This window comes from Pseudomonas vranovensis (assembly GCF_040438935.1).
Lineage (GTDB): Bacteria > Pseudomonadota > Gammaproteobacteria > Pseudomonadales > Pseudomonadaceae > Aquipseudomonas > Aquipseudomonas vranovensis.
On record NZ_CP159259.1, the window covers coordinates 3,839,974 to 3,865,400 of the forward strand.

A 25,427-nucleotide genomic window follows, 5' to 3' on the forward strand; every position below is an offset into this window, starting at 1 on the left:
GCTCCTACCTGTAGGAGTGGGCTTGCCCGCGATGGCCACACCCCCGGAGCACTTGCATACATGTGGCGTCCCCTCAGCGCACTCGCGCTCTTTGCCCTGCTGGCCGGCTGCGCCAGCCACGATATCGATCCCCGCGGTTACGACAAGACCGGCACCGCCTCCTATTACGGTTCCCGACACCACGGTAAACGCACTGCCAGTGGCGAGCCCTTCAACAAGAATGCCTTGACCGCTGCCCACCGCAGCCTGCCCTTCGGCACCCGGGTCAAGGTCACCAACCTGAAAAACGATCGCACGGTCGTGGTACGCATCAATGACCGCGGCCCGCACACCCGTGGCCGGTTGATTGACCTGTCTCAGGCCGCCGCAGAAAAACTGGGCATGATCCGTAGCGGAACGGCGCGTGTACGGGTACAAAGTCTCAGCGACTGATCCTGTAACGGAGTACGACTATTTTCGACCTGGCCGCTTTACCCACCTTCAGCCTGCTGCAACTGAGCTTCGGCCTGCTGTTGCTGATCGCCGGTGCCGAACTGCTGGTGCGCGCCGCCTTGCGCCTGGCCGCCAGCCTGCAGGTACGCCCGTTGATCATCGGCTTGAGCCTGGTGGCCTTCGGCAGCAGCGCACCGCAACTGACCGTCAGCCTCCAGGCCGCCTATACCGGCGCACCGGATGTGGCGGTGGGCAGCGTGGTCGGCAGCAACATCTTCAACATCCTCGTCACCCTGGGCCTGGCTGCGCTGATCATTCCGCTGCGCGTCTCGCGCCAACTGGTGCGCCTGGACATCCCCCTGATGATCGGCGCCAGCCTGCTGGTCTATCTGCTGGCCCTCAACGAACTGCTCGGACGCCTGGAAGGTGCGCTGCTACTGGCAGGCCTGGTGGGCTACCTGGCAATCCTCTGGCATCAGTCGCGTCACTATGCTCGTACCTACCCTGCCCCCGGCCCACGGCCGCAGCAAGGTGGCGGGTTCTGGATCACCAGCCTTCTGATGATGCTCACGGGCCTGGGCTTGCTCAGCCTTGCCGGGCACCTGTTGCTGGAGGCCGCCGTGGAAGTGGCGGTGGACCTTGGACTGTCGGAGCGGGTGATCGGCCTGACGGTCGTGGCGGTCTGCACCTCGCTACCGGAGCTGGCGACATCGCTGATCGCGGCCCTGCGGGGTGAACGGGAGATCGCCGTGGGCAACGTGATCGGCAGCAACCTCTTCAACCTGCTGGCGGTGCTCGGCCTGACGGCCCTGATTGCGCCCGAGCCCTTGTCCATTTCGCCCAATGCCCTGGATTTCGACCTGCCGGTGATGCTTGGCGTCGCCGCCTTGAGCCTCCCGGTGTTCTACTCGGGTTACCGGGTCACCCGCGCCGAAGGTCTGGTGTTTCTCGGTTTGTACCTGGCCTATGGACTGCACGTGGTGGCCTTCACCACGGGCATGCCGTTGGCCACCCGCCTGGAAAAACTGATGCTGTTCTATGCACTGCCAGCGCTGGGAGCCTGCTTGCTGTACACGACCCTGCGCGCCTGGCGCCGCCAACACTAAGGAAAACAACATGGGCGACAACAACAAAACCGGTGAACAAGTCCGCCGCCAGGTCATGGGCGATGCCTTCGTCGATCGTGCGCTGGGCAATGCCACCGACTTCACCCAGCCGCTGCAGGACTTCGTCAACGAACACGCCTGGGGCAGCGTCTGGAGCCGTGAAGGGCTGCCGCTGAAAACCCGCAGCCTGATCACCCTGGCTGCCTTGACCGCGCTCAAGTGCCCGCAAGAACTCAAGGGCCACGTGCGCGGCGCCCTGAACAACGGTTGCACCGTCGAAGAGATTCGTGAAGCGCTGCTGCACTGCGCGGTGTACGCCGGCGTGCCCGGCGGCCATCGACGCGTTTCGCGCCGCCCAGGAGGTGATCGACAGCTACCAGCAAGGCTGATCGATCACCCCGCGCCCGGGCCGTCAGTCGGCAGCGACGGCGGCCTTGTGGCCCTTCTTCTTCAGCCAGAAGGCCACGCCCAGTACCACCAGCCATACTGGAATCAGCAGCACCGAAATGCGGATGCCGGGAGTCAGGTACATGATCACCAGGATCAGGGCCAGGAAGGCCAGGCACACATAGTTGGTCAGCGGGTAGCCCCAGCTCTTGTAGAACGTGGTTTCGCCAGCTGCCTGCTTGGCGCGGCGGAACTTCAGGTGGGTGATGCTGATGATCCCCCAGTTGATCACCAGCGACGACACCACCAGCGCCATCAGCAAGCCGAACGCTTCAGCCGGCATCAGGTAGTTGATCACCACACACAATCCCGTCGCCAGCGCCGAGATCCCCAGGGCCGCCAGGGGCACACCACGAGCGTTGACCTTGAGCAGGCTCTTGGGCGCATCGCCCTGCACCGCAAGGCCGAACAGCATGCGGCTGTTGCAGTACACGCAGCTGTTGTAGACCGACAGGGCCGCCGTCAGCACGACCAGGTTGAGGATCGTCGCGACCAGGTTGCTGTCCAGCGCATGAAAGATCATCACGAAGGGGCTGCCCCCCTGCACTACCTTCTGCCACGGGTACAGCGACAGCAGCACGGCCAGCGCGCCGATGTAGAAAATCAGGATGCGGTAGATCACCTGGTTGGTGGCGCGCGGAATGCTGTACTTGGGGTTGTCGGCCTCGGCGGCGGTAATCCCCACCAGTTCCAGGCCGCCAAAGGAAAACATGATCACGGCCAGGGCCATCATCAGGCCACTGACGCCGTTGGGGAAGAAGCCGCCGAACTGCCAGAGGTTGGCAACGCTGGCATCCGGGCCGCCGTTGCCGCTGATCAACAGATAGCCACCAAAGGCAATCATGCTGACGATGGCCACCACCTTGATCAGGGCGAACCAGAACTCCATCTCGCCGTAGACTTTCACCTGGCTGAGGTTGATCAAGTTGATCACGACAAAGAAGATCGCCGCCGTGGCCCACGTCGGAAAACCCGGCCACCAGTACTGGATGTAGATCCCCACGGCCGTCAGTTCGGCCATGCCCACCAGCACATACAGCACCCAGTAGTTCCAGCCCGACATGAACCCGGCGAACTCGCTCCAGTAGCGATGGGCAAAGTGACTGAAGGTGCCGGACACCGGCTCCTCGACCACCATCTCACCCAGCTGGCGCATGATGAAAAAAGCGATCAGGCCGGCAATCGCATAGCCCAGCAGCACCGAAGGGCCCGCCAGCTGGATGGTCTGGGCAATCCCCAGGAACAGGCCTGTACCGATGGCACCACCGAGTGCGATCAACTGGATATGGCGATTCTTCAACCCGCGGTGCAACCGCTCTGGGGTGATCTCGTCTTGCATGAAGTGTCCTCTGAGGGGGAGGCAGTGTTGGAATTATTTTCTTACAGAATCTAGATCCAACCGCCCCACTGCAAGAAAAAGATGCCGATATTGGTGGTAATGGCGGCCATCAGGGTGGTTATGACGATGATTGCCGCCGCCAGCTCGTGGTTGCCATTGGTCGACCTCGCCATTACATAGCTGGCCGCCGCCGTAGGGCTGCCGAAGTACAGGAACAAGATGCCCAGCTCCGCTCCACGAAACCCCCACAGCCAGGCACCCAGGGTAGCCAACAGGGGCAACCACACCATCTTCAACAGGCTGACACTGACCGCCAGCCCCCCGCTTTGACGCAATGACGCCAGCGACAGGGTACCGCCGATACAGATCAGTGCCAGGGGCAGCGTCATCTGCGCCAGATAGTCACCGGAGGTCAGCAACCAGTTCGGCAGGGCCACCTGCCCATAAGCCAGCACCGCCGCCAGCAGCACACTGATGATCAGTGGATTACGCAGGATGCTCTTGCAGATGCTCCATGGATCGGACTTGGCGCTCGGGCTGTACACCGCCAATACCACCACCGAAAGGGAGTTGTAGAGCAGGATCACCAGGCCCGCGAGGACCGCGCCCAGCGAAATGCCGTAATCGCCATACATACTCGCCGCCAGCGCCAGGCCGATGACCCCGTTATTGCCACGGAATGCGCCCTGGGTGTAGATGCCACGGTCTGCACGGGGGCAGCGCCAGATCGCCAGGCCCCATGCCAGGCCGAATCCGATCAGGGTGGCAAGGGCAAAGTAGATCAACAACCCAGGCTGGACTGCAGTGGTCAGGTCAGCGTGGTAGATCCCCAGGAACAACAATGCCGGCATGCAGACATTGAAGACCAGGGCCGAAGCCGTGTGGATGAAGCCGTCGTTGATGGCATTGATGCGCTTGAGCAGCACGCCCATGAACAACATGGCAAAGACCGGCGCCGTGATGTTCAGCGTCTGGAGAAAGAGGGCGAGCATGCAGGGCGGTCCCGGTGGCTGTCGTTAGGGGGCTAATGATACGCCTGCGCCGCCGGATAAATCGATTGCGGGGCGAGCTCGCTGCACGCTCGATCACAGGCTGTCGGCAGCGGCTACACCGGCGATCTGTAGCCGCTGCCGAGGAACGAGACTGCAATCGACTGAGCAGCAGCCGCCAGGTGGGGCTTGCCCCGCGATTTCAGGGGTTAACGCCGAACCGGCCGCTTCTGCAGTTTGCGCTGCAAGGTACGCCGGTGCATGCCCAGGGCCCGGGCGGTGGCGGAGATATTGCCCTCGTGCTCGGTCAGCACGCGCTGGATGTGCTCCCACTGCAGGCGGTCGACCGACATCGGGTTTTCCGGCACCAGGCTGTCCAGATCGGCATGCTCGGACAGCAATGCCGCCAGCACATCATCGGCATCGGCTGGTTTGCACAGGTAGTTGCAGGCACCGCGCTTGATGGCCTCGACGGCCGTGGCGATGCTCGAGTAACCGGTGAGGATCACCACGCGCATTTCCGGATCGAGCTCCAGGAGCTTGGGCAGCAACACCAGACCCGAGTCGCCGTCCATCTTCAGGTCCAGGGTGGCGTAGTCAGGCACATCCTGCTGGGCCAGTACCAACCCTTCTTCGGCGGAACTGGCCGTACTCACGCGAAAGCCGCGGCGACTCATGGCCCGGGCCATGACCCGGGTAAAGGTGGCGTCGTCATCTACCAGCAACAGGTGTGGCAGCTCTTCGCCTTCAACCTGAATTTCATCACTCATCACACATCTCCTCGCGCGTCACGCGGCAGGCGCAGCTCGGTGAGCGTACCGCCCTCTTCATGACTATAGAGTTTTACCGAGCCGCCAGCACGGGTCACGCTGGCCTTGCTCAAGAACAGGCCAAGGCCGAAGCCCTTGCCCTTGGTGGTAAAGAAGGGTTTGCCGATGGACTCGGCAATGGCCACCGGCACGCCCGGGCCGTGGTCACGGATGCTGATGACCATGTCCTGGGCATCCCAGTCCAGGCGCACTTCAAGCTCGTCGGGGCAGGCATCGGCTGCATTGTTCAGCAGGTTCAGCAACGCCTGGGTGAGGTCGGGTGGCGGCGCCAGGCGCGGCACACTGCCCTGGCCCAGGCGCTGGAAGCGATAACTGGCCTCGGGGCGCATCAGGTGCCAGCGGTTGAGGGCTTCATCCAGCCAGGCGGTCACTTCCTGGTCCTCGACGGCCATGCGCCGATTGGCTTCAGCGGCACGCACCAGGTTCTGCAGGGTTTCCTTGCACAGCTTGACCTGGTCCTGAAGCACCGCCAGGTCTTCCTGCAGCAGTGGGTCGTGGTGGTCCTGGCGCATTTCCTTGATCAGCACGCTCATGGTTGCCAGGGGTGTACCCAGCTCGTGGGCGGCACCGGCAGCCTGGGTCGCCACGGCCAGCAGTTGCTCGTCACGCAGGCCCTCCTCACGTCGCTCGGCGCGCAGTTGCTCCTGGCGGCGCAGCTCTTCGGCCATCTTGGCTGCGAAAAAGGTGATCACCGCAGCGGCCAGGGCGATGCTCAGCCACATGCCGTAGACCTGCATCTTTTCCCGTGCCATGGGGAAGGTTTCCAACGGATAGAACTGCACCAGCAACAGGCTGTAGGCAGCCAGGGCAATACCGGAAAGAATCAGCGAATAGACCCAGGGCAACGTCACCGCAGCAATCGCCAGCGGCACCAGGTAATAGGAGACGAAGGGGTTGGTGGAGCCACCCGAGTAGTAGAGCAAGGCACTGTGAATCAGCAGGTCGCAGGCCAGCTGGAAGGCGTACTCGAGCTCCGTGACCGGCAACGACAGGCGCAGGCGCAATGCCGTGAAGGCACACAGTAGTGACGACAGACCCAGGGTGATTACCAGCGACAACCAGGGCAGCGGCAGCAGGTCGGTCCAGTAGGCAACACCTACTGAGCCTGCCTGGGCGGCCAGCACCAGGATGCGGATGAAGGTCAGGCGCCAGAGGTTCTGGCGAGTGGCGGACAACATTTGTACGGGGGCGAGCATGAGCTCTCCTGATGAGTGCTCCAGGGCGAATCGTGGCGAGTATACCGAAGCTGCAGGCGCGGCTGCTGACATGCGGCAAAGCGCCACACTTTTTTACACAACAATGATGGCCTTTTTGAACCTCACTGCACTCTTGCCAGTCTCATGGGCCATGCGTGGAATGGAGCTCCCAGCGCCCACGCCTTTTTTCAAGGAGTCATACATGCTCAACCCTCGTCGTAGCGCCGCCCTCGTGATGGCCACCAGCATGCTCGCCAGCCTTCCGGCACTGGCCGAGGCGCCCCGTTACAACCAGATCTCGCTGCGCGCCGAAGTCAGCAAGGAAGTGGCTCGCGACCTGATGATCGTGACCCTGTACAGCGAAGCGCAGAACACCGACCCGGGCAAGCTGGCCAACGAAATTACCGAGACCATGAACAAGGCGGTGAAGCAGGCCCGTGAAGTCAAGGAAGTGAAGATCAGCCAGGGCAGCCGCAACAGCTACCCGATCTACGACAACAAGGGGCAGAAAATCACCGGCTGGCGCGAGCGTGCCGAACTGCGCCTGGAAAGCGCCGACTTCCCTGCCCTGTCCAAACTGACCGGCGAGCTGCTGCAACAACTAAAAATGGGTGGCATGGACTTCTCCATCGCGCCAGCCACACGCAAATCCAGTGAGGACGAGCTGCTCAAGGACGCGGTCAATGCCTTCAAGACCCGCGCTCAACTGGCCACCGAGGCCCTGGGCGGCAAGGGCTACAAAGTGGTCAACTTGAACCTCAACAGCAGCGGCTACCCGCATCCCTATGCCCGCAGCGCCCCAATGATGATGAAAGCCAGCATGGATGCCGAAGGCGCCGCGCCAAGCCCGGACATCGAGGCGGGCACCAGCCAGGTCAGCCTGAGCGCCGACGGCACCATCGAAGTTCAAATGCCCTGAGCCACGCCTATGCTCTACCGCGGCAGTTTCGGCTGCCGCGATGGCCACACCCGACAACACGCGCACCATCCTGGTGCTTGGCGTGAATCAATCTGCGCACAACGTCTTCGAAACAATCTGAAATACCCACTCGCAAACGATCAACTCCGTAAAATTTACACGGATGCGACATTCCTGTACGTCCGTCCCACTCTTTGTTGTCATACATCCTTTTGACTGTTGCATTGGGTACAGGGCCTGCATAAGTATCCGCAGTACGGCTCACAAGGCCCCCTCAAAATCAAAAATGACAACAAATGAGGCCACCATGCTCAAACACGCGGTCATTCCGTTCCTGGTCGGCGCAGGCTTGCTTGCCGGCGCACCCTCAGCCCTCGCGGCGACTAACCTGGTGTTTTGCTCAGAAGGCAGCCCGGCCGGATTCGATCCCGGCCAATACACCACCGGAACCGACTTCGATGCCTCAGCCGAGACAGTCTTCAACCGCCTGAGCCAGTTCGAACGTGGCGGCACTGCGGTCATCCCGGGCCTTGCGACCCGCTGGGACATCTCCGACGATGGCCTGACCTACACCTTCCACCTGCGTGAAGGCGTCAAGTTCCACACCACCGACTTCTTCAAGCCGACGCGCGAATTCAACGCCGACGACGTCCTGTTCACCTTCAACCGCATGCTCGACAAGGACATGCCGTTCCGCAAGGCCTACCCCACCGAGTTCCCTTACTTCACCGACATGGGCATGGACAAGAACATTGCCAAGGTGGAGAAGCTCGACGACCACACCGTCAAGTTCACCCTCAATGAAGTCGATGCCGCGTTCATCCAGAACATGGCCATGAGCTTCGCCTCGATCCAGTCGGCCGAGTACGCCGACCAGTTGCTCAAGCAGGGCAAGGCCGCCGATATCAACCAGAAGCCGATCGGTACCGGCCCGTTCGTGTTCAGCAAGTACCAGAAAGACGCGCAGATCCGCTTCAAGGGCAACAAGGAATACTGGCAACCCGAGGACGTGAAGATCGACAACCTGATTTTCGCCATCACCACCGACGCCTCGGTACGCATGCAAAAGCTCAAGAAGAATGAGTGTCAGGTCACCCTCTTCCCGCGCCCGGCCGACATCGAATCGCTCAAGGCAGACCCAAACCTGAAGATGCCTGACCAGCCCGGCTTCAACCTGGGCTACATCGCCTACAACGTGATGGACAAGATCAAAGGCAGCAATGAGCCCAACCCCATGGCCCAGCTCAAAGTCCGCCAGGCGCTGGACATGGCGGTGAACAAGCAGCAGATCATCAATTCGGTATACCAGGGCGCCGGCCAACTGGCCGTCAACGCCATGCCGCCAACCCAATGGTCGTACGACACCACCATCAAGGACACCCAGTACGATCCGGAGAAAGCCAAGCAGTTGCTCAAGGAAGCTGGCGTCAAGGAAGGCACCGAGATCACGCTCTGGGCCATGCCGGTGCAACGCCCCTACAACCCCAATGCCAAGTTGATGGCAGAAATGCTGCAGTCCGACTGGGCCAAGATCGGCATCAAGGCCAAGATTGTCAGCTACGAGTGGGGCGAGTACATCAAGCGCTCCAAGGGTGGTGAGAACGGCGCCATGCTGATCGGCTGGAGCGGTGACAACGGTGACCCGGACAACTGGCTGGGTACCCTGTATGGCTGTGATGCGATCAACGGCAACAACTTCTCCAAATGGTGCGACCCCGAGTACGACAAGCTGATCAAGCAAGCCAAGGCCACCTCTGACCAGGCCAAGCGTACCGAGCTGTACAAACAAGCCCAGCAGCGCCTCAAGACCCAAGTGCCGATCACGCCGATCGCTCACTCCACGGTGTATCAGCCCATGCGCAAAAACGTGGAGGACTTCAAGATCAGCCCGTTTGCCTTGAACTCCTTCTACGGCGTCAGCGTGTCCAAGTAGCAGCCACTGGCGGCCGCTGTGCAGCACCTTCCGGTGTGCGCAACGGCCTGATGCTGGCCTGGCAGGTCAAGCGCAAGCGCATCGACGCGGGAACGTCGGTGCCGCTTTGCGCGGACCTCCTGTACGCCCTCGCGTAACCCCCTTTGCAGCAACGCTTCGATGCCATTTGGCGTCGCGGCATTGCCGTATGTGCCGCCCGAGGACGTGCGCCCCGGACCGCTCAAAAACAACAAGAGATAAGGGATCGTCATGCGCCATACCCCGTTTTTTGCAGCACTGCTGGGCCTGGGCCTGCTCACCCAGGCACCCATGAGCCAGGCCAGGAACCTGGTGTTCTGCTCCGAAGGCAGCCCCGCCGGCTTCGACACCGCCCAATACACCAGCTCCACCGACAACGATGCCGCCGAGCCGATCTACAACCGCCTGGTGGAATTCGAGCGAGGCGCCACGGCCGTCAAACCGGCCTTGGCCAAAAGCTGGGAAGTGTCACCCGACGGGCTGACCTACACCTTCCAATTGCGCGAAGGCGTGAGGTTCCACAGCAACAAGGACTTCAAGCCCACGCGTGAACTCAACGCCGACGACGTGCTGTTCACCTTCAGTCGGATGCTTGATCGAGAGCACCCGTTTCGCAAGGCCTACCCCACCGAGTTTCCCTACTTCGTCGGCATGAGCCTGGACAAGAACATTGCCCGGGTCGAGAAGACCGGCCCGATGACCGTGGAATTCACCCTCAACAGCGTCGATGCCGCCTTTGTACAGAACCTGGCGATGAGTTTTGCCGCCATCCTCTCGGCCGAGTATGCCGACTACCTGATGACCTCCGGACGCCCCAGCGACATCAACCAGAAACCGATCGGCACCGGCCCGTTCGTGTTCCAGCGCTACCAGAAGGACTCGCAGATCCGCTATCGCGGCAACAAGGACTATTGGAACCCCGACCAGGTAAAGCTCGACCAGCTGATTTTCTCGATCAACACCGACCCGTCGGTGCGCATCCAGAAGCTGCGCAAGAACGAATGCCAGGTCACCGTGCATCCACGCCCGGCTGACCTGGAGGCACTCAAGGCCGACCAGAAGCTCCAGGTCATCGAAAAGCCCGGCTTCAACCTGGGCTACATCGCCTACAACGTGCAACACAAACCCTTCGACCAATTGCAGGTACGCCAGGCCATGGACATGGCGGTGAACAAACCGGCCATTGTCCAGGCGGTCTACCAGCATGCCGGGCAACTGGCTGTCGGCAGCATGCCACCCACCCAGTGGTCGTATGACGACAGCATCGAGGATGCCGGCTACAACCCGGACAAGGCCCGCGAACTGCTCCGGGCAGCCGGGGTCAAGGAAGGTACCGAAATCACCCTGTGGGCCATGCCTGTACAACGGCCCTACAATCCGAATGCCAAGTTGATGGCCGAAATGCTCCAGGCCGACTGGGGCAAGGTCGGCCTGAAGGTCAAGATTGTCAGCTACGAGTGGGGCGAATACCTCAAGCGCACCAAGGACGGTGAGCACGATATCTCGCTGATCGGCTGGACCGGCGACAACGGCGACCCGGACAACTGGCTGGGCACCCTGTACAGCTGTGACGCGATCGGCAGTAACAACTATTCCATGTGGTGCGACCCGCAGTACGACGCACTGGTCAAGCAAGCCAAGACCATCACCGACCGCGAGCAACGCACTGTGCTCTATCGACAGGCTCAGCAGCGCCTCAAGCAGCAGGTGCCCATCACCCCGATCGCGCACTCGACGGTCAATCAACCGCTCAGTGCCAAGGTCGAGGACTTCAAGGTAAGCCCATTCGGGCGCAACGTCTTTTCCGGCGTCAGCATCCACTAATCCCTGCCATGGCCAAAGGCGTGCGATCCACGCCTTCGGCCCTGTGCAGCCTGGATCTGCCCGATGGCGATCGGGCAAACGTTTGCAACCCCTGTTCCACCGCAAAAGCGCCCAACCCACAAGGCCAGGCGCTCACAAAAAAAAGAAGAAGAAAGGGAGCTTTACCTTGAGACGATCTACCACTGCAGTTCTCGCCTTGTCCCTCACAGGCCTGTCCGTCATGGCCCAGGCTGAACCCGCCAGCCAGGACTTTGTCCCGGTCAGTGTCAAAGACACCAGTGCCCAGAGTCAGGCCAGCGGCTTTATCGAAGGCCAGAGCCTGTCCGGTACTACCCGCAACTGGTACGCCCGCGAACGCGCCACCCGTGCGCCACTGTGGAAGTACTACAAAAGTGACGGCACGCGCCACGACACCCACAGCCGCGACAACTGGGTCCAGGGCACCATCCTCAACTACAGCTCGGGCTTTACCGAAGGCGCCATCGGTTTCGCCACCGAAGTCGCTGCCTACAACGCCATTGCGCTGGAACAGGGGCGCGCGGCCGTCGCCGGCCCAACAACCGCACCCTCACCCACAGCGACGGCGATGTCATCGGCCAGTGGAGCAAGATGGGCCTGGCCAACGTCAAGGCGCGAGTGTCCAACACCACCCTGACCGCCGGCCGCCAGTCGATGGATACACCGGTCATCGCCTACATCGGCAACCGCGCCCTGCCCTCGAGTTTCCAAGGGGTGAGCGTTCACAGTGAAGAATTCGACAACCTGTCGTTCGACGCCGGGACCTTTGACCGCGTATCACCGCGAACCGAGCAGAGCCTGAGCAAGTTCCGCTCCGAGTACGCCGCCAACGGCTCAGAAACCGATCGCATCAGCATGATCGGCCTCAACTATCAGCCACTGCGCAGCCTGAAAACCAGCCTGTACGCCTCCAAGGTCGAAGACTTCTGGAACCAGTACTACTTCGGCGCCAACCATGAACTGGGCGACAGCGCAGTGTTGAGCCTGACCACCGGCCTCAACTACTACAAGACCAAGGATGAAGGCCGAAGCGAACTCGGTGAAATCGACAACGACACCTACAGCCTGTCGCTGGGCCTGACCCATCAGGCGCACAGCCTGTCCTTCTCGTACCAGCAGGTGAACGGCAACGAGTACTTCGACTACCTGCATGAAACCAACGCCATCTTCCTGGCCAACTCCCTGCTCTCGGACTTCAACGGCCCGAACGAGAAATCCATGCAGATCGCCTATGGCTTGAACATGGCCCAGTACGGCGTGCCGGGTCTCAAGTTCAACCTGTACAACGCCCGCGGCTGGGGCATTGATGGCACCCACTACCGCGGTACTGGCTACGACGTGCAAGGCCAGGATGGCGAAACGCACTACGAGTGGGGTATCGGCACCAGCTATGCCGTGCAGAGCGGTGCGCTCAAGGACACCACCATCCGCGCCACCTACACCGCCCACCGGGCCAGCAAGGCCCAGGCCGACGGTAGCCTGGACGAGCTGCGGATCGTGACCACCATTCCCTTCAACATTCTCTGACGGCTGGCCATGGCCGGTTCACCGAACCGGCCATGGCGACTACGCTGGCTAAATTGATAGCCGGGAGGTTTCATGAAACTGCTACCGCTACAGGCTGCCCTGGCAGCCGTCCTGTTGAGCACTGCGGCGGGGCTTTCGGCCAAGCCGCTGGTGGTGTGTACCGAGGCCAGTCCGGAAGGCTTCGACATCGTCCAGTACACAACGGCCGTGACGGCCGACGCCTCGGCCGAAACCGTCTTCAACCGCCTGGTCGACTTCAAGCCCGGCACCACCGAGATCCAGCCAGCCCTGGCCGAGCGCTGGGACATCAGCCCGGACGGGCTGACCTACACCTTCCACTTGCGTGAAGGGGTGAAGTTCCATACCACCGACTACTTCACCCCTACCCGGGCAATGAATGCCGACGATGTGCTGTGGAGTTTCCGGCGTCAGCTGGACCCGAACCATCCGTGGCACAACAAGACCAGCGTCGGCTTCCCCTACTTCGAGAGCATGGGCTTCAAGGCACTGCTCAAGAGCGTCGAGAAAACCGACGATCATACCGTGGTATTCACCCTCACCCGCCCCGAGGCGCCGTTCCTGCCTGACCTGGCCATGGCCTTTACTTCGATCTACTCCGCCGAGTACGGCGACCAGTTACTCAGGGCCGGCAAGACCGCCGACCTCAACAGCAAGCCCATTGGCACCGGCCCGTTCATCTTCCAGCGCTACAACAAGGACGCCCAGGTCCGCTACAAGCCCAACCCCGACTACTTTCGCGGCAAGCCGCCGGCCGATGCGCTGATCTTCGCCATCGCCAGCGACAACAACGTGCGCCTGCAGAAGCTCAAGGCCAACGAATGCCAGGTGGCGCTCTACCCCAAGCCTGACGACATCCCCAGCATCAAGGCCGACCCCAAATTGAAAGTGGCCGAGATGGAAGCGCTGACCACCGGCTATATCTCGCTCAACACCCAGCACCAGTACCTGAGCGACGTGCGCGTGCGCAAAGCCATCAACATGGCCTTCGACCGCAAGGTTCACGTCGAACAGCTGTTCGGCAAAGGCAATGCGCTGGTGGGCGTCAACCCTTACCCACCCACCCTGATGGGCTACAACACCGCCAACCAGAACCCGCCGCGCGACCTGGACAAAGCCCGCGCCCTGCTCAAGGAGGCCGGCGTGCCGGAAGGTACGGTACTGACCCTGTTCACCCGCAACGGCGGCGGCCCGACCAACCCCAACCCGCGCCTGAGCGCCGAAATGCTCCAGGCGGACCTGGCCAAAATCGGCTTGAAGGTCGACATCCGCGTGATGGAATGGGCCGAAATGCTGCGCCGCGCCAAGAACGGCGAAGCCGACATGGTGTCGGCAGGCTGGGCCGGCGACAACGGTGACCCGGACAACTTCCTTACCCCGCTGCTCAGTTGTGATGCCGTAAAAAGCGGGGAGAACTATGCACGCTGGTGCAATCAGGCATTCCAGGCGTTGATCGACAAAGCCCGCACCGTGACCGACACGGACGAGCGCGCAGCGCTCTATGTAAAGGCGCTGGCGGTGTACGATGAAGACCAACCGTGGATCAGCATGGCGCATCCGAAGATGTTCACCGCCATGCGCAACAACGTTGAGGGCTACCACATCAACCCCCTCACCAATAACAACTTCGCCACCACCCAGGTGAAGTAGAACAAGAACGACCGCCAGCCCCTACCCGGTTGCTGGCGGGCTTGCCTGACAGGCTGATGAGGTACACCAGAAGATGTTTAGTTTTATTGCCCGGCGCCTGGGACTCTTGATCCCGACCTTTTTCGGCATCACCTTGCTGACCTTTGCGCTCATACGCCTGATACCGGGAGACCCGGTAGAAGTGATGATGGGTGAGCGCCGGGTCGACCCCGAAATGCACGCCCAGGCCATGGAACGCCTTGGCTTGAACAAACCGCTGCCCGAGCAGTACCTGGACTACATCGGCAAACTGGCACAGGGCGACCTGGGTGAGTCGCTGCGTACCCGCGAAAGCGTCTGGCACGAGTTCCTCGCCCTGTTCCCGGCTACTTTGGAACTGGCCCTGGCGGCACTGTTCTTCGCGGGTATCGTCGGCCTGCTGGCCGGGGTGATTGCCGCCCTCAAGCGTGGCTCGCTGTTCGATCACGGGGTCATGGGGATATCCCTGGCCGGCTACTCGATGCCGATCTTCTGGTGGGGCCTGATCCTGATCATGTTCTTCTCGGTGAGCCTGGGCTGGACCCCGGTTTCCGGGCGCATCGACCTGCTTTACGACATCGAGCCGAAAACCGGCTTCATGCTCATCGATACTCTGCTCAGCGATGAAGAAGGCGCCTTCAAGGATGCCGTCATGCACTTGATCCTGCCGGCCATCGTGCTCGGTACTATCCCGCTGGCAGTGATCGCCCGGATGACCCGCTCCTCGATGCTCGAAGTGTTGCGCGAAGACTATATTCGTACGGCCAGGGCCAAGGGCCTGTCGCCTGCCCGCGTGGTATTCGTGCATGGCCTGCGCAATGCGCTGATCCCGGTGCTCACGGTATTCGGCCTGCAGGTCGGTACCTTGCTGGCGGGCGCGGTACTTACCGAAACCATCTTCTCCTGGCCGGGCATCGGCAAATGGCTGATCGAAGCCATCGGCGCTCGTGACTACCCCGTGGTACAGAACGGCATCCTGTTGATTGCCTGCCTGGTGATCCTGGTCAACTTCGTCGTGGACATCCTCTACGGCCTGGCCAACCCACGCATCCGTCATCAGCGCTGAGGGCCATGTCATGACTACCCCACTTGCAAAATCCGTTACCACGTCCGCCACCGCCGTCGACCAGAGCCTGCTCTATCCCTCGCCGTACAAGGAGTTCTGGCACGCGTTCTCGCGCAACAAGGGCGCCGTGGCCGGGCTGATGTTCATGAGCCTGATCGTGTTCTGCGCGCTGTTTGCACCCTGGGTGGCACCGCACAATCCCAGCGAGCAATACCGCGACTTCCTGCTGACCCCGCCGGTATGGCTCGAAGGCGGCAACTGGCAGTTCATCCTGGGTACCGACGAGCTGGGCCGCGACCTGCTCTCACGGTTGATCCAGGGTTCGCGCCTGTCGCTGCTGATCGGCCTGTCTTCGGTGGTGATCTCACTGATTCCGGGGATCTTCCTGGGCCTGTTGGCCGGGTTCTTCCCGCGTATCCTCGGTCCTTCGATCATGCGCCTGATGGACGTGATGCTGGCCCTGCCCTCGCTGCTGCTGGCGGTGGCCATCGTCGCCATCCTCGGCCCTGGCCTGATCAACACCGTGATCGCCATCGCCATCGTCTCGTTGCCCTCCTATGTGCGCCTGACTCGCGCCGCGGTAATGGGCGAACTGAACCGTGACTACGTCACCGCCGCACGCCTGGCCGGTGCCAGCCTGCCACGCCTGATGTTCGTCACCGTGCTGCCCAACTGCATGGCGCCGCTGATCGTCCAGGCCACCTTGAGCTTCTCCTCGGCGATCCTCGATGCTGCGGCCCTGGGCTTCCTCGGCCTGGGCGTGCAGCCGCCGACCCCTGAGTGGGGCACCATGCTGGCCTCGGCCCGCGACTACATCGAACGCGCCTGGTGGGTAGTGAGCCTGCCTGGCCTGACCATTTTGCTCAGCGTGCTGGCAATCAACCTGATGGGCGACGGACTGCGCGATGCGCTGGACCCGAAACTCAAGAATGCCGCCTGAGGAGATCGCCATGTCACTTCTGCAAATCAAGAACCTCAATGTGCGCTTTGGCGACGCCAACGCGGTGCCAGTGGTCGATGGGCTGGACCTGAGCGTCGACGAGGGCGAGGTCCTGGCCATCGTCGGCGAATCGGGCTCGGGCAAATCGGTGACCATGATGGCGCTGATGGGCCTGATCGATGCTCCCGGGCGCATCACCGCCGACGCCCTGACGTTCGACGGCACCAACATGCTTACCCTCAGCGGCCGCCAGCGGCGCAAGGTGGTGGGCAAGGATATGGCCATGGTCTTCCAGGACCCGATGACCGCCCTCAACCCCAGCTACACCGTGGGCTTCCAGATCGAGGAAGTCCTGCGCCAGCACCTGGGCCTGCGCGGCAAGGCGGCTCGCCAGCGCGCCCTGGAGCTGCTCAAGAAAGTCGAGATCCCGGCAGCCGAAAGCCGCCTGGATGCCTACCCCCACCAACTCTCCGGTGGCATGAGCCAGCGCGTGGCCATTGCCATGGCCATCGCCGGCGAGCCCAAGCTACTGATCGCCGATGAACCGACTACCGCCCTGGACGTGACTATCCAGGCGCAGATCATGGAGCTGCTGCTCAACCTGCAAAAAGAACAGAACATGGCCCTGATCCTGATCACCCATGACCTGGCCGTGGTTGCCGAGACCGCCAAGCGGGTCTGCGTGATGTATGCAGGCCAGGCCGTGGAAGTCGGCCAGGTGCCGGAGCTGTTCGATGTACCCGCCCACCCCTACAGCGAAGCGCTGCTGGCAGCGATCCCCGAGCACAGCGAAGGCGCCGAACGCCTGGCCACCCTGCCCGGTATCGTCCCGGGCCGCTACGACCGCCCGCAAGGCTGCCTGCTGTCGCCGCGTTGCCCATATGTACAGGACAACTGCCGCCGGCAACGCCCGAGTCTCGATCCCCAGGCCTATAGCCAGGTCCGTTGTTTCTACCCGCTGAACCAGGAGGTGGCGTAATGACCGTCGTTCTTACCGCCCGTGAACTGACACGTCACTACGAAGTCTCCCGTGGCCTGTTCAAGGGTCATGCCCTGGTGCGCGCACTCAACGGCGTGTCGTTCGAGCTTGAGGCTGGCAAGACCCTGGCCGTGGTCGGCGAGTCCGGCTGTGGCAAGTCGACCCTGGCCCGTGCCCTGACCCTGATCGAGGAGCCCTCCTCGGGCTCGCTGAAAATTGCCGGGCAGGAAGTGGCCGGGGCCAACAAGGCCGAGCGCAAGCAACTGCGCAAGGATGTGCAGATGGTCTTCCAGAGCCCCTATGCCTCGCTCAACCCGCGGCAGAAGATCGGCGACCAGCTGGCAGAACCGCTGCTGATCAACACCACGCTGTCCAAGGCCGAGCGCCGCGAAAAGGTCCAGGCCATGATGCAACAGGTCGGCCTGCGCCCGGAGCACTACCAGCGCTACCCGCACATGTTCTCCGGGGGGCAGCGCCAGCGCATCGCCCTGGCGCGGGCGATGATGCTGCAGCCCAAGGTACTGGTGGCCGATGAACCGACCTCGGCGCTGGACGTATCGATCCAGGCCCAGGTGCTGAACCTGTTCATGGACCTGCAGAAGGAGTTCAACACCGCCTATGTGTTCATCTCCCACAACCTGGCAGTAGTGCGCCATGTGGCCGACCAGGTGCTGGTGATGTACCTGGGTCGGCCGGCCGAGATGGGGCCCAAGGAGGACATCTACAACAAGCCCCTGCACCCGTACACCCAGGCGCTGCTGTCGGCCACCCCGACCATCCACCCCGACCCGCTCAAGCCGAAGATCAAGATCGCCGGTGAGCTGCCCAACCCGCTGGACCCGCCGCCGGGTTGCGCCTTCCACAAGCGCTGCCCGTATGCCACCGAGCGCTGTTCGGCCGAGGAGCCGGCGTTCCGACAGGTAGGCACGCGGCAAGTTGCCTGCCACTACGCCGAGCAGTTCCTGTAGAAGCGGGCCTTGCCCCGCGAGAGCGATGTCACTGACACACCGCTATCGCGGGGCAAGGCTCGCTCCCACTGCTCCCCACTTGACCGGCGAACCACCGCCCATCACTATCGATACATGATCCCCGACCCTATCTCCGACGGCCCGGAACAGACACCGGAAACAGCCACCACCGTGCTGCGTTATCACCTGTGCTGGAAGCATCGCGACCTGGACGGGGTAATGGCCTTGTATCACCCCGATATCCAGTACAACGACTACTTCCAGAACCGCGTACTGCACTTCGATGAGTTGCGTGAATATGTACGCGTGAGCATGCCGCGCGAAGTCGATGAGGATATCGTCCACAGCGACCGCATCCGCGTCGATGGCTGCACCGCATTCATCCAGTACCAGGTCACCCTGCGCGGCGGCGAGGGGCTGGTCGCCTTCCAGTCCAGCGAGGCCATCACCGTGCGCGACGGCCTGGTCTGGCGGGTCAACGAATACGCCTCGCTGGTGCGCGAAGCCAAGCCAGAATCCAGCCCGGGCGATGCGCGCCCGACCATGAGCCGCCTGGGGCTGTCACCCCGGCAACTGAGCTCCATGGCCCAGGACCTGGAGCAGTACTTCCAGCGCCAGCAACCCTACCTCGACCCCGAACTCGACCTGCAACGCGTCGCCCGCGAGAGTGGCTACAGCCGCAACCAGATTTCCTACCTGCTCAACCAGGTGCTGGGCCAGAGCTTCTACCGCTACGTCAACCAGGCACGCCTGCATCACTTGCTCAACGGCCTGGAGCAAGCGCCCGCCACCAGCAAGATCGACGACTTGGCCTTTGCCGCCGGTTTCAATTCGCTCTCGGCGTTCTACAAGTGTTTTCGCCAGCACACCGGGCTCTCGCCCAAGGCCTGGGTGAAGCAGAATTCTCTGCGTGCACGCAGCTAAGACAACACCCCCCGCCAGCTTCTAGGATCGCCACAGACCGTAACGGATGTGGAGCCGAACACAATGCAGCCCTGGCGCAAGATCAGCCTTTGGATGGACCAGCTGGATGAGACACTGAGCACGCGTCCGGCCTTGCACCAGGACCTGGACGTGGATGTCTGCATCATCGGCGCCGGCTACACCGGGCTGTGGACCGCCTACTACCTCAAGCTGCACGCCCCGCACCTGGACATCGCCATTGTCGAGGCCAACATCGCAGGCTTTGGCGCCTCCGGTCGCAATGGCGGCTGGCTGATGGGCAATATGCTCGGTGAAGACCGCTTGCTGGCCGCCAGTTCCCCCTTGCAGCGGCGCGCCTCCTACGACCTGCTACATGGCATTCCCGATGAAGTGCAGCGTGTACTGACGCTCGAAGGCATCGACTGCGACTACCGCAAAGGCGGCGTGCTGTATTGCGCGGCACGCTACCCTGAGCAGGAAACCACCCTGCGCAGCTACCTCGACAAACTCTACAAGCAAGGCTTGACCGAAGCCGACTACCGCTGGATGAGCCCGGCGCAACTGGCCGCCCAGCTGCGTATCAGCAAACCCTACGGCGCCATTTTCAATCCCAATGTCGCCACCATCCAGCCGGCCAAACTGGTGCGTGGCCTGGCCCGCACCGTGGAACGCATGGGCGTGCGCCTGTACGAAAACAGCCCGGTGACCGACTGGCGCGCTGGCGAGGTGCGCACCGCACAGGCACGCATCAAATGCCAATGGCTGGTACCGGCGGTCGAAGGCTACTCGGTCAACCTGCCGCCACTTGGGCATTACCAGATGCCGGTGCAGAGCCTGCTGGTGGCCACCGAACCGCTGCCAGAACACGTCTGGGAAAAGATAGGCCTGAACCAGGGCCAGGCGTTCAGTGAAAACAGCCGCCAGGTCACCTACGGCCAGCGCAGCGCCGACAACCGCCTGGTGTTCGGCGCCCGTGGCGGCTACCGCTTTGCTGGCCGGCTGCGGGAAAACTTCGACCTGACCGAAAGCGAAATCGAGCTGCGTCGCTACTTGTTCGGCGAGCTGTTCCCGCAGCTCAAGGACATCGCCATTACCCACGCCTGGGGTGGCAACCTGGGCATGGCCCGGCGCTTCCAGCCGCACATGCTCTGTGACCGCAAGCAAGGCATCGCCCTGGCCGGTGGCTACGGTGGCGAAGGCGTAGGCGCCAGCGCACTGGGTGGGCGCACCCTGGCCGAGCTGATTCTGGAGCGGCGCAGCGAGTTGACCGAGCAACCCTGGGTTCACCCCGACAGCACCCTGTCCAGCCTCAAGGGCTGGGAGCCCGAGCCCTGTCGCTGGCTGGGCTACAACGCCATCATCAAGAGTTTCGTCCATGAGGACCAGACCCTCGCCAACCCTGCCAGCGCTCCTTGGCGCCGGCGCCTGGCCAGCGGCGTGGCGGACTTCATGGAAGGTTTCATGCACTGACTTTTCGTTCCCCCTGAACAGGACCACTGGTATGAGCATTACCCAGTTCAAGAACACCGACACTGCCGTGCTGCAAGAATCCAATCCGGTTGCCGTGCCGCTCGGCGAGCCGGTGTCGATTGCCTCGGTGACCGCCGTCGAGCGCAGCGATGGCGTCGAAACCGGCATCTGGGAATGCACCCCGGGCCGCTGGCGCCGGCAGATCGTCCAGCAGGAGTTCTGTCACTTCATCAAAGGCCGCTGCACCTTCACCCCTGACGGTGGTGAACCGCTGACCATCGAAGCCGGCGACGCTGTCATGCTGCCGGCAAACAGCACCGGGATCTGGGACATCGAAGAAACCGTGCGCAAAACCTATGTACTGATTTTCTGATCATTCGATCGCCTGCCTCCTTCGATAAAAACAGACAAAGCAAGGAATCCAGACATGCGCCCATTGCTCTTCGCACCCCTCTTGCTGGCGGCGTCCTTCGCCCAGGCGGCCGATTCGGTGAAAATCTACAACTGGTCCAGCTACATTGCCCCGGACACCTTGAAGAACTTCCAGCAAGCCAGCGGCATCGTGCCGACCTACGACGTGTTCGACAGCAACGAAACCCTCGACGGCAAGCTGATGACCGGCAACTCCGGTTACGACGTGGTGTTTCCCTCCAACCACTTCATGGCCCGGCAAATCCAGGGCAAAGCGCTGAAAAAGCTCGACAAGAGCCAACTGCCCAACTGGCAGAACCTCAACCCGGTGCTGCTCAAGGCCCTGGAAGTGAACGACCCGGGCAACCAGTACGGCTTCCCGTACCTGTGGGGCAGTACCGGCATCGGCTACAACATCGACAAGGTCAAGGCGGTGCTGGGCGACAATGCACCGGTGGATTCCTGGGACCTGATCTTCAAGCCCGAGTACATCAGCAAGCTCAAGAGCTGCGGCGTCGCGGTGCTGGACAACGGCCCCGAACTGCTGCCGATTGCCCTGCACTACCTGGGCCTGCCGCACCACAGCCAGGACCCGAAGGACTACGAAAAAGCCAAGGAACTGCTGATGAAGGTGCGCCCGTACATCAGCTACTTCCATTCGTCCAAGTACACGGGTGACCTGGCCAATGGCGATATCTGTGTGGTGGTGGGTTTCTCCGGCGACGTTCTGCAGGCCAAGAACCGTGCAGAAGAAGCCAAGAACGGCGTGAACGTGGGTTACTCGATTCCCAAGGAAGGCGCACCGATGTGGTTCGACATGGTTGCCATGCCGGCCGACGCACCGAACGAGAAAGCGGGTTACGCCTACATGAATTACCTGCTGCAGCCAGAGGTGATGGCCAACATCAGCAACCATGTGCAGTACGCCAACGGCAACCTCAAGGCTGACACCCTCGTGGACCCGGCCCTGAAGGCCAACACCATGATCTACCCGAGCGACGAAATGCTCGGCAAGCTGTATGCGCTGGAGGCAATGCCGGCTAAGATCGACCGCATTCGCACGCGACTCTGGACCAGTATCAAGGCAGGGAACTGAAATGATCGCGGGGCAAGTCGAGACGTCGCACCGCCGCTCCTACCGTAGGAGCGGCGGTGCGACGTCTCGACTTGCCCCGCGATGCTTACAACTTAGTGATGTTCGCGAGTGGCGCGGAACTTCACATCCGGCCAGCGCTCTTCCATCAGCGCCAGGTTGACCCGGGTCGGGGCCAGGTAGGTCAGGTGACCACCGCCGTCGATGGCCAGGTTTTCCACGGCCTTGTTCTTGAATTCCTCAAGCTTCTTCTTGTCGTCACAGCTGATCCAGCGCGCGGACCAGACCGTGATCGGCTCGTAGGCGCATTCGACCTTGTATTCTTCCTTCAGGCGGCTGGCGACCACATCGAACTGCAGCACACCGACGGCGCCGAGGATAATGTCGTTGCTGCGCTCGGGGAAGAACACCTGGGTCGCACCCTCTTCGGCCAACTGCTGCAGGCCCTGGCGCAATTGCTTGGACTTGAGCGGATCCTTCAGGCGCACGCGGCGGAACAGTTCCGGCGCAAAGTGCGGGATACCGGTGAAGCCCAGGGCTTCGCCTTCGGTGAAGGTGTCGCCGATCTGGATGGTGCCGTGGTTGTGCAGACCGATGATGTCGCCCGCCCAGGCTTCTTCCAGCTGCTCACGCTCGGAGGAGAAGAACGTCAACGCGTCGCCGATGCGCAGGTCCTTGCCGGTGCGCACGTGGCGCATCTTCATGCCCTTTTCGTAGCGGCCGGAACAGATACGCATGAAGGCGATACGGTCGCGGTGCTTGGGGTCCATGTTCGCCTGGATCTTGAACACGAAGCCGCTGAACTTCTCTTCGGTCGGCTCGACGCTGCGCTCGTTGGCAACCCGTGGCAGTGGCCGTGGTGCCCAGTCGACCACGGCATCGAGTACATGATCGACACCGAAGTTGCCCAGGGCGGTACCGAAGAACACCGGCGTCAGCTCGCCGCGCATGAACTCGCCCTGGTCGAATTCGTGGCAGGCGCCCTGTACCAGTTCCAGTTGCTCGAGGAAGCGATCGTACTCATCACCCAGGTGGGCGCGGGCTTCGTCGGAGTCGAGCTTCTCGATGATCTTCACCTCGGTACGCTCGTGGCCGTGGCCCGGGGTGTAGACGATGATGTAATCGCCAGAGAGGTGGTAAACACCCTTGAAATCGCGGTAGCAACCAATCGGCCAGGTGATCGGCGCGGCCTTGATCTTCAGGACTGCTTCGATTTCGTCGAGCAGCTCGATCGGGTCGCGGATGTCACGGTCGAGTTTGTTGATGAAGCTGACGATCGGCGTATCACGCAGACGGCACACGTCCATCAGGGCGATGGTCCGTGGCTCGACCCCTTTACCGCCGTCGAGCACCATCAGTGCCGAGTCGACCGCGGTCAGGGTGCGGTAGGTATCTTCAGAGAAGTCTTCGTGGCCCGGGGTGTCGAGCAGGTTGATCATGTGCTCGCGATAGGGGAACTGCATCACCGAGGTAGTGATGGAGATACCACGCTGCTTCTCCATTTCCATCCAGTCGGAGGTGGCATGGCGGTCGGACTTTCGCGATTTCACCGTACCGGCGACGGCAATGGCCTTGCCCATCAGCAGGAGCTTTTCGGTGATGGTGGTCTTACCCGCATCGGGGTGGGAAATGATGGCGAAGGTGCGGCGTTTCGCGACTTCGGCGGCCTGGTTGGTCATGGGAAATCGCCTGGCAGGTGATTCAAAAAGGGCCAGTATCATACCCGAAGTCGCACCGGGACCAAAGTCCGTGCTCCGGACGGTCGTTCAATAGGCTTTGCACGGCAAGCTGATCGGAATGACGACTATCACTCTGGTTCGAGGTCGCGAAAACCCTGGAGCAGGACAGGCTCACGACCAGGTATCCGCGCAACAAGCTCCAGTGTCCCCCCCATGGCTTCGATGTAGCCACGCAAGGTGGAAATGAGCATATCGGTGCGCTTCTCGACCTTGGACACATTTGCCTGCTTGATCTCGAGAAGATCGGCCATGGCCTCTTGAGTGAGATGCAACTCTTTGCGCAAGGCTTGCAGAGTCATGTGGTGCTGGATCACTTCATGGCCGCGCTGTTCGATCTTCTGTCTACGCCCTTGTGGGAGCGAATTCATCACCTGATCAAGTGACTTGCCCATTGCTTTACTCTCCTGGCACATGAACATTGACGCTTTGCATGAACATACCCTTAAGAGACTATCCCCTGAAGAGAATATTTTTTCGCCACTCATCCGGCTCCGATCAATACATCACCGAAGCGCCAAATACCGGGGCTTTGCGCACGATGCCCCTGAACGTTTCGTCGGCATTTTCTGCCTCACTGCAGTTCTTCTGGGCAATGAACACTGGCCAAATGCCGCTTCAGATGGGAACCTTTACGGCTGTGGAGGCGTCCACTCCCCTGATTCGCAATCGGTTTTTACCATTCGTCAGGGGTAGTTTCACCGGCAACACGAGCCTGACGAGGCTTCGCTTATGGCGTGTTTCGCTCCGCTCTCGGACAGCGCGCTGCTTATCGCGATCACACTGCCTGCCGCCTGGAATGGTGGCCGCCACGGGAGTGTGCTCGCCGACAACAAAAGGAGTCCGCCTGTGGCTAAAAGCTATGGCAAGGGGCTGATGGGATGTGCCTTTGTGCTCGTCATCCTGGCCCTGCTGATCCACTGGATCGGCATTGATACGATCGCGCACTATCGCGCCGATCTATGGTTCTACCTGCAAGCACACCTGATGCTGGTGTTGCTCTCGATGGTGGCGGCCTTGGCCGTGGGTATACCCGCTGGCATTGCCTTGAGTCGACCGCACAGGGTCGACCGCGCCGAACGTTTCATGCAGTTTTTCAACATTGGCAACACCATCCCCCCCCTGGCCGTTCTGGCCATTGCCCTGAGTTTCCTGGGCATTGGCGCAGGCCCTGCGATCTTCGCGTTATTCCTCGCCTCCCTCCTGCCTATCGTGCGCAACACTTACGAAGGCCTTAAAAACGTTCCCGCCTCGCTCAAGGAAGCTGCCACCGGTATCGGCATGACGCCCCGTCAGTGCCTATGGCGTGTCGAGCTGCCCAACGCCGTGCCAATCATCGTCGGCGGTGTACGAGTAGCCCTGGCGATCAACGTCGGCACCGCGCCACTGTCGTTCCTGATCGGTGCCAACAGCCTCGGCAGCCTGATCTTCCCCGGCATTGCCCTGAACAATCAGCCGCAATTGCTGCTGGGCGCTGCCTGCACCGCCCTGCTTGCCCTGTTGCTTGACGCCCTGGTGGCCCAAGGCAGCCGGCGTTGGCTCGAACGCGGCCTGGCCCACTAAGCGAAGGAACTCC

Annotated in this window: 21 protein-coding genes and 2 pseudogenes; 17 read left to right on the top strand and 6 right to left on the bottom strand. The window is 61.8% G+C overall.

The annotated features are described in order from the left end of the window. Positions 1-60 precede the first annotated feature (60 nt). The 3 genes and pseudogenes from ABVN19_RS17915 (at position 61) to ABVN19_RS17925 (ending at position 1,927) form a co-directional block, all read left to right on the top strand. Positions 61-432 (top strand): septal ring lytic transglycosylase RlpA family protein, encoded by a 372-nt coding sequence (locus ABVN19_RS17915; protein ID WP_105641228.1) that lies wholly within the window; start codon positions 61-63, stop codon positions 430-432. Between the two features lie 62 nt (positions 433-494). Then, positions 495-1,538 (top strand): calcium/sodium antiporter, encoded by a 1,044-nt coding sequence (locus ABVN19_RS17920; protein WP_084167939.1) that lies wholly within the window; start codon positions 495-497, stop codon positions 1,536-1,538. A 10-nt stretch (positions 1,539-1,548) separates the two neighbouring features. Further along, positions 1,549-1,927, top strand: a pseudogene (locus tag ABVN19_RS17925) (carboxymuconolactone decarboxylase family protein). A 23-nt stretch (positions 1,928-1,950) separates the two neighbouring features. Here the strand turns inward: ABVN19_RS17925 and ABVN19_RS17930 are convergent. The 4 genes from ABVN19_RS17930 to ABVN19_RS17945 form a co-directional block, all read right to left on the bottom strand. After that, entirely contained in the window at positions 1,951-3,324 is a 1,374-nt protein-coding gene (locus ABVN19_RS17930) for an amino acid permease (protein ID WP_105641230.1), read from the bottom strand. A gap of 50 nt (positions 3,325-3,374) precedes the next feature. Further along, positions 3,375-4,316 carry an AEC family transporter gene (locus tag ABVN19_RS17935; RefSeq protein ID WP_028942806.1) on the bottom strand — a complete coding sequence of 314 codons (942 nt, stop codon included), beginning with the start codon at positions 4,314-4,316 and terminating at the stop codon, positions 3,375-3,377. Positions 4,317-4,522: 206 nt separating this feature from the next. Continuing rightward, the gene (locus tag ABVN19_RS17940) at positions 4,523-5,083 is read right to left on the bottom strand and encodes a response regulator transcription factor (RefSeq protein ID WP_028942805.1); all 561 of its coding nucleotides are present in this window, start codon (positions 5,081-5,083) and stop codon (positions 4,523-4,525) included. Then, positions 5,083-6,339, bottom strand: a complete 1,257-nt coding sequence (locus ABVN19_RS17945; protein WP_028942804.1) for an ATP-binding protein — start codon at positions 6,337-6,339, stop codon at positions 5,083-5,085. The genes ABVN19_RS17940 and ABVN19_RS17945 overlap by 1 nt, the downstream gene beginning before the upstream one ends. Before the next feature lie 202 nt (positions 6,340-6,541). Between ABVN19_RS17945 and ABVN19_RS17950 the strand changes: the two genes are divergently transcribed. From ABVN19_RS17950 to ABVN19_RS18010, 13 genes and pseudogenes are all read left to right on the top strand, one after another. Further along, positions 6,542-7,258, top strand: a complete 717-nt coding sequence (locus tag ABVN19_RS17950; RefSeq protein ID WP_105641231.1) for an SIMPL domain-containing protein — start codon at positions 6,542-6,544, stop codon at positions 7,256-7,258. A 307-nt stretch (positions 7,259-7,565) separates the two neighbouring features. After that, positions 7,566-9,191: an ABC transporter substrate-binding protein gene (locus ABVN19_RS17955; RefSeq protein ID WP_105641232.1), complete on the top strand. Its 1,626-nt coding sequence runs from the start codon at positions 7,566-7,568 to the stop codon at positions 9,189-9,191. Positions 9,192-9,440: 249 nt separating this feature from the next. Then, positions 9,441-11,033: an ABC transporter substrate-binding protein gene (locus tag ABVN19_RS17960; protein WP_105641233.1), complete on the top strand. Its 1,593-nt coding sequence runs from the start codon at positions 9,441-9,443 to the stop codon at positions 11,031-11,033. A 220-nt stretch (positions 11,034-11,253) separates the two neighbouring features. Then, positions 11,254-12,578: pseudogene (locus ABVN19_RS17965) on the top strand (OprD family porin). 72 nt (positions 12,579-12,650) lie between these two features. Continuing rightward, positions 12,651-14,246, top strand: a complete 1,596-nt coding sequence (locus ABVN19_RS17970; protein ID WP_105641234.1) for an ABC transporter substrate-binding protein — start codon at positions 12,651-12,653, stop codon at positions 14,244-14,246. Between the two features lie 73 nt (positions 14,247-14,319). Further along, positions 14,320-15,330 carry an ABC transporter permease subunit gene (locus tag ABVN19_RS17975; RefSeq protein WP_028942798.1) on the top strand — a complete coding sequence of 337 codons (1,011 nt, stop codon included), beginning with the start codon at positions 14,320-14,322 and terminating at the stop codon, positions 15,328-15,330. A gap of 10 nt (positions 15,331-15,340) precedes the next feature. Next, on the top strand, positions 15,341-16,270 hold the full coding sequence (locus ABVN19_RS17980; RefSeq protein WP_028942797.1) for an ABC transporter permease subunit: 930 nt from the start codon (positions 15,341-15,343) through the stop codon (positions 16,268-16,270). A gap of 10 nt (positions 16,271-16,280) precedes the next feature. Beyond that, a complete protein-coding gene (locus tag ABVN19_RS17985; protein ID WP_028942796.1) occupies positions 16,281-17,249 on the top strand; it encodes an oligopeptide/dipeptide ABC transporter ATP-binding protein in 969 nt (322 codons plus the stop codon). Next, positions 17,249-18,217, top strand: coding sequence for a peptide ABC transporter ATP-binding protein (locus ABVN19_RS17990; protein ID WP_028942795.1), 969 nt, complete (start codon positions 17,249-17,251; stop codon positions 18,215-18,217). The genes ABVN19_RS17985 and ABVN19_RS17990 overlap by 1 nt, the downstream gene beginning before the upstream one ends. Before the next feature lie 114 nt (positions 18,218-18,331). Next, complete coding sequence (locus ABVN19_RS17995; RefSeq protein ID WP_028942794.1) at positions 18,332-19,141, top strand: nuclear transport factor 2 family protein; 810 nt, start codon at positions 18,332-18,334, stop codon at positions 19,139-19,141. A 63-nt stretch (positions 19,142-19,204) separates the two neighbouring features. Further along, positions 19,205-20,611 carry an FAD-dependent oxidoreductase gene (locus tag ABVN19_RS18000; RefSeq protein ID WP_028942793.1) on the top strand — a complete coding sequence of 469 codons (1,407 nt, stop codon included), beginning with the start codon at positions 19,205-19,207 and terminating at the stop codon, positions 20,609-20,611. A gap of 31 nt (positions 20,612-20,642) precedes the next feature. After that, on the top strand, positions 20,643-20,984 hold the full coding sequence (locus ABVN19_RS18005; RefSeq protein WP_028942792.1) for a cupin domain-containing protein: 342 nt from the start codon (positions 20,643-20,645) through the stop codon (positions 20,982-20,984). 54 nt (positions 20,985-21,038) lie between these two features. Then, positions 21,039-22,118 carry a polyamine ABC transporter substrate-binding protein gene (locus ABVN19_RS18010; protein ID WP_028942791.1) on the top strand — a complete coding sequence of 360 codons (1,080 nt, stop codon included), beginning with the start codon at positions 21,039-21,041 and terminating at the stop codon, positions 22,116-22,118. Between the two features lie 92 nt (positions 22,119-22,210). On the opposite strand, the gene ABVN19_RS18015 is transcribed toward ABVN19_RS18010, so the two are convergent. Then, the gene (locus tag ABVN19_RS18015; protein ID WP_028942790.1) at positions 22,211-23,794 is read right to left on the bottom strand and encodes a peptide chain release factor 3; all 1,584 of its coding nucleotides are present in this window, start codon (positions 23,792-23,794) and stop codon (positions 22,211-22,213) included. A 128-nt stretch (positions 23,795-23,922) separates the two neighbouring features. Continuing rightward, complete coding sequence (locus ABVN19_RS18020; protein ID WP_028942789.1) at positions 23,923-24,246, bottom strand: XRE family transcriptional regulator; 324 nt, start codon at positions 24,244-24,246, stop codon at positions 23,923-23,925. A gap of 481 nt (positions 24,247-24,727) precedes the next feature. Between ABVN19_RS18020 and ABVN19_RS18025 the strand changes: the two genes are divergently transcribed. Further along, entirely contained in the window at positions 24,728-25,414 is a 687-nt protein-coding gene (locus ABVN19_RS18025) for an ABC transporter permease (protein ID WP_177431032.1), read from the top strand. The last annotated feature ends 13 nt before the right edge of the window (positions 25,415-25,427 follow it).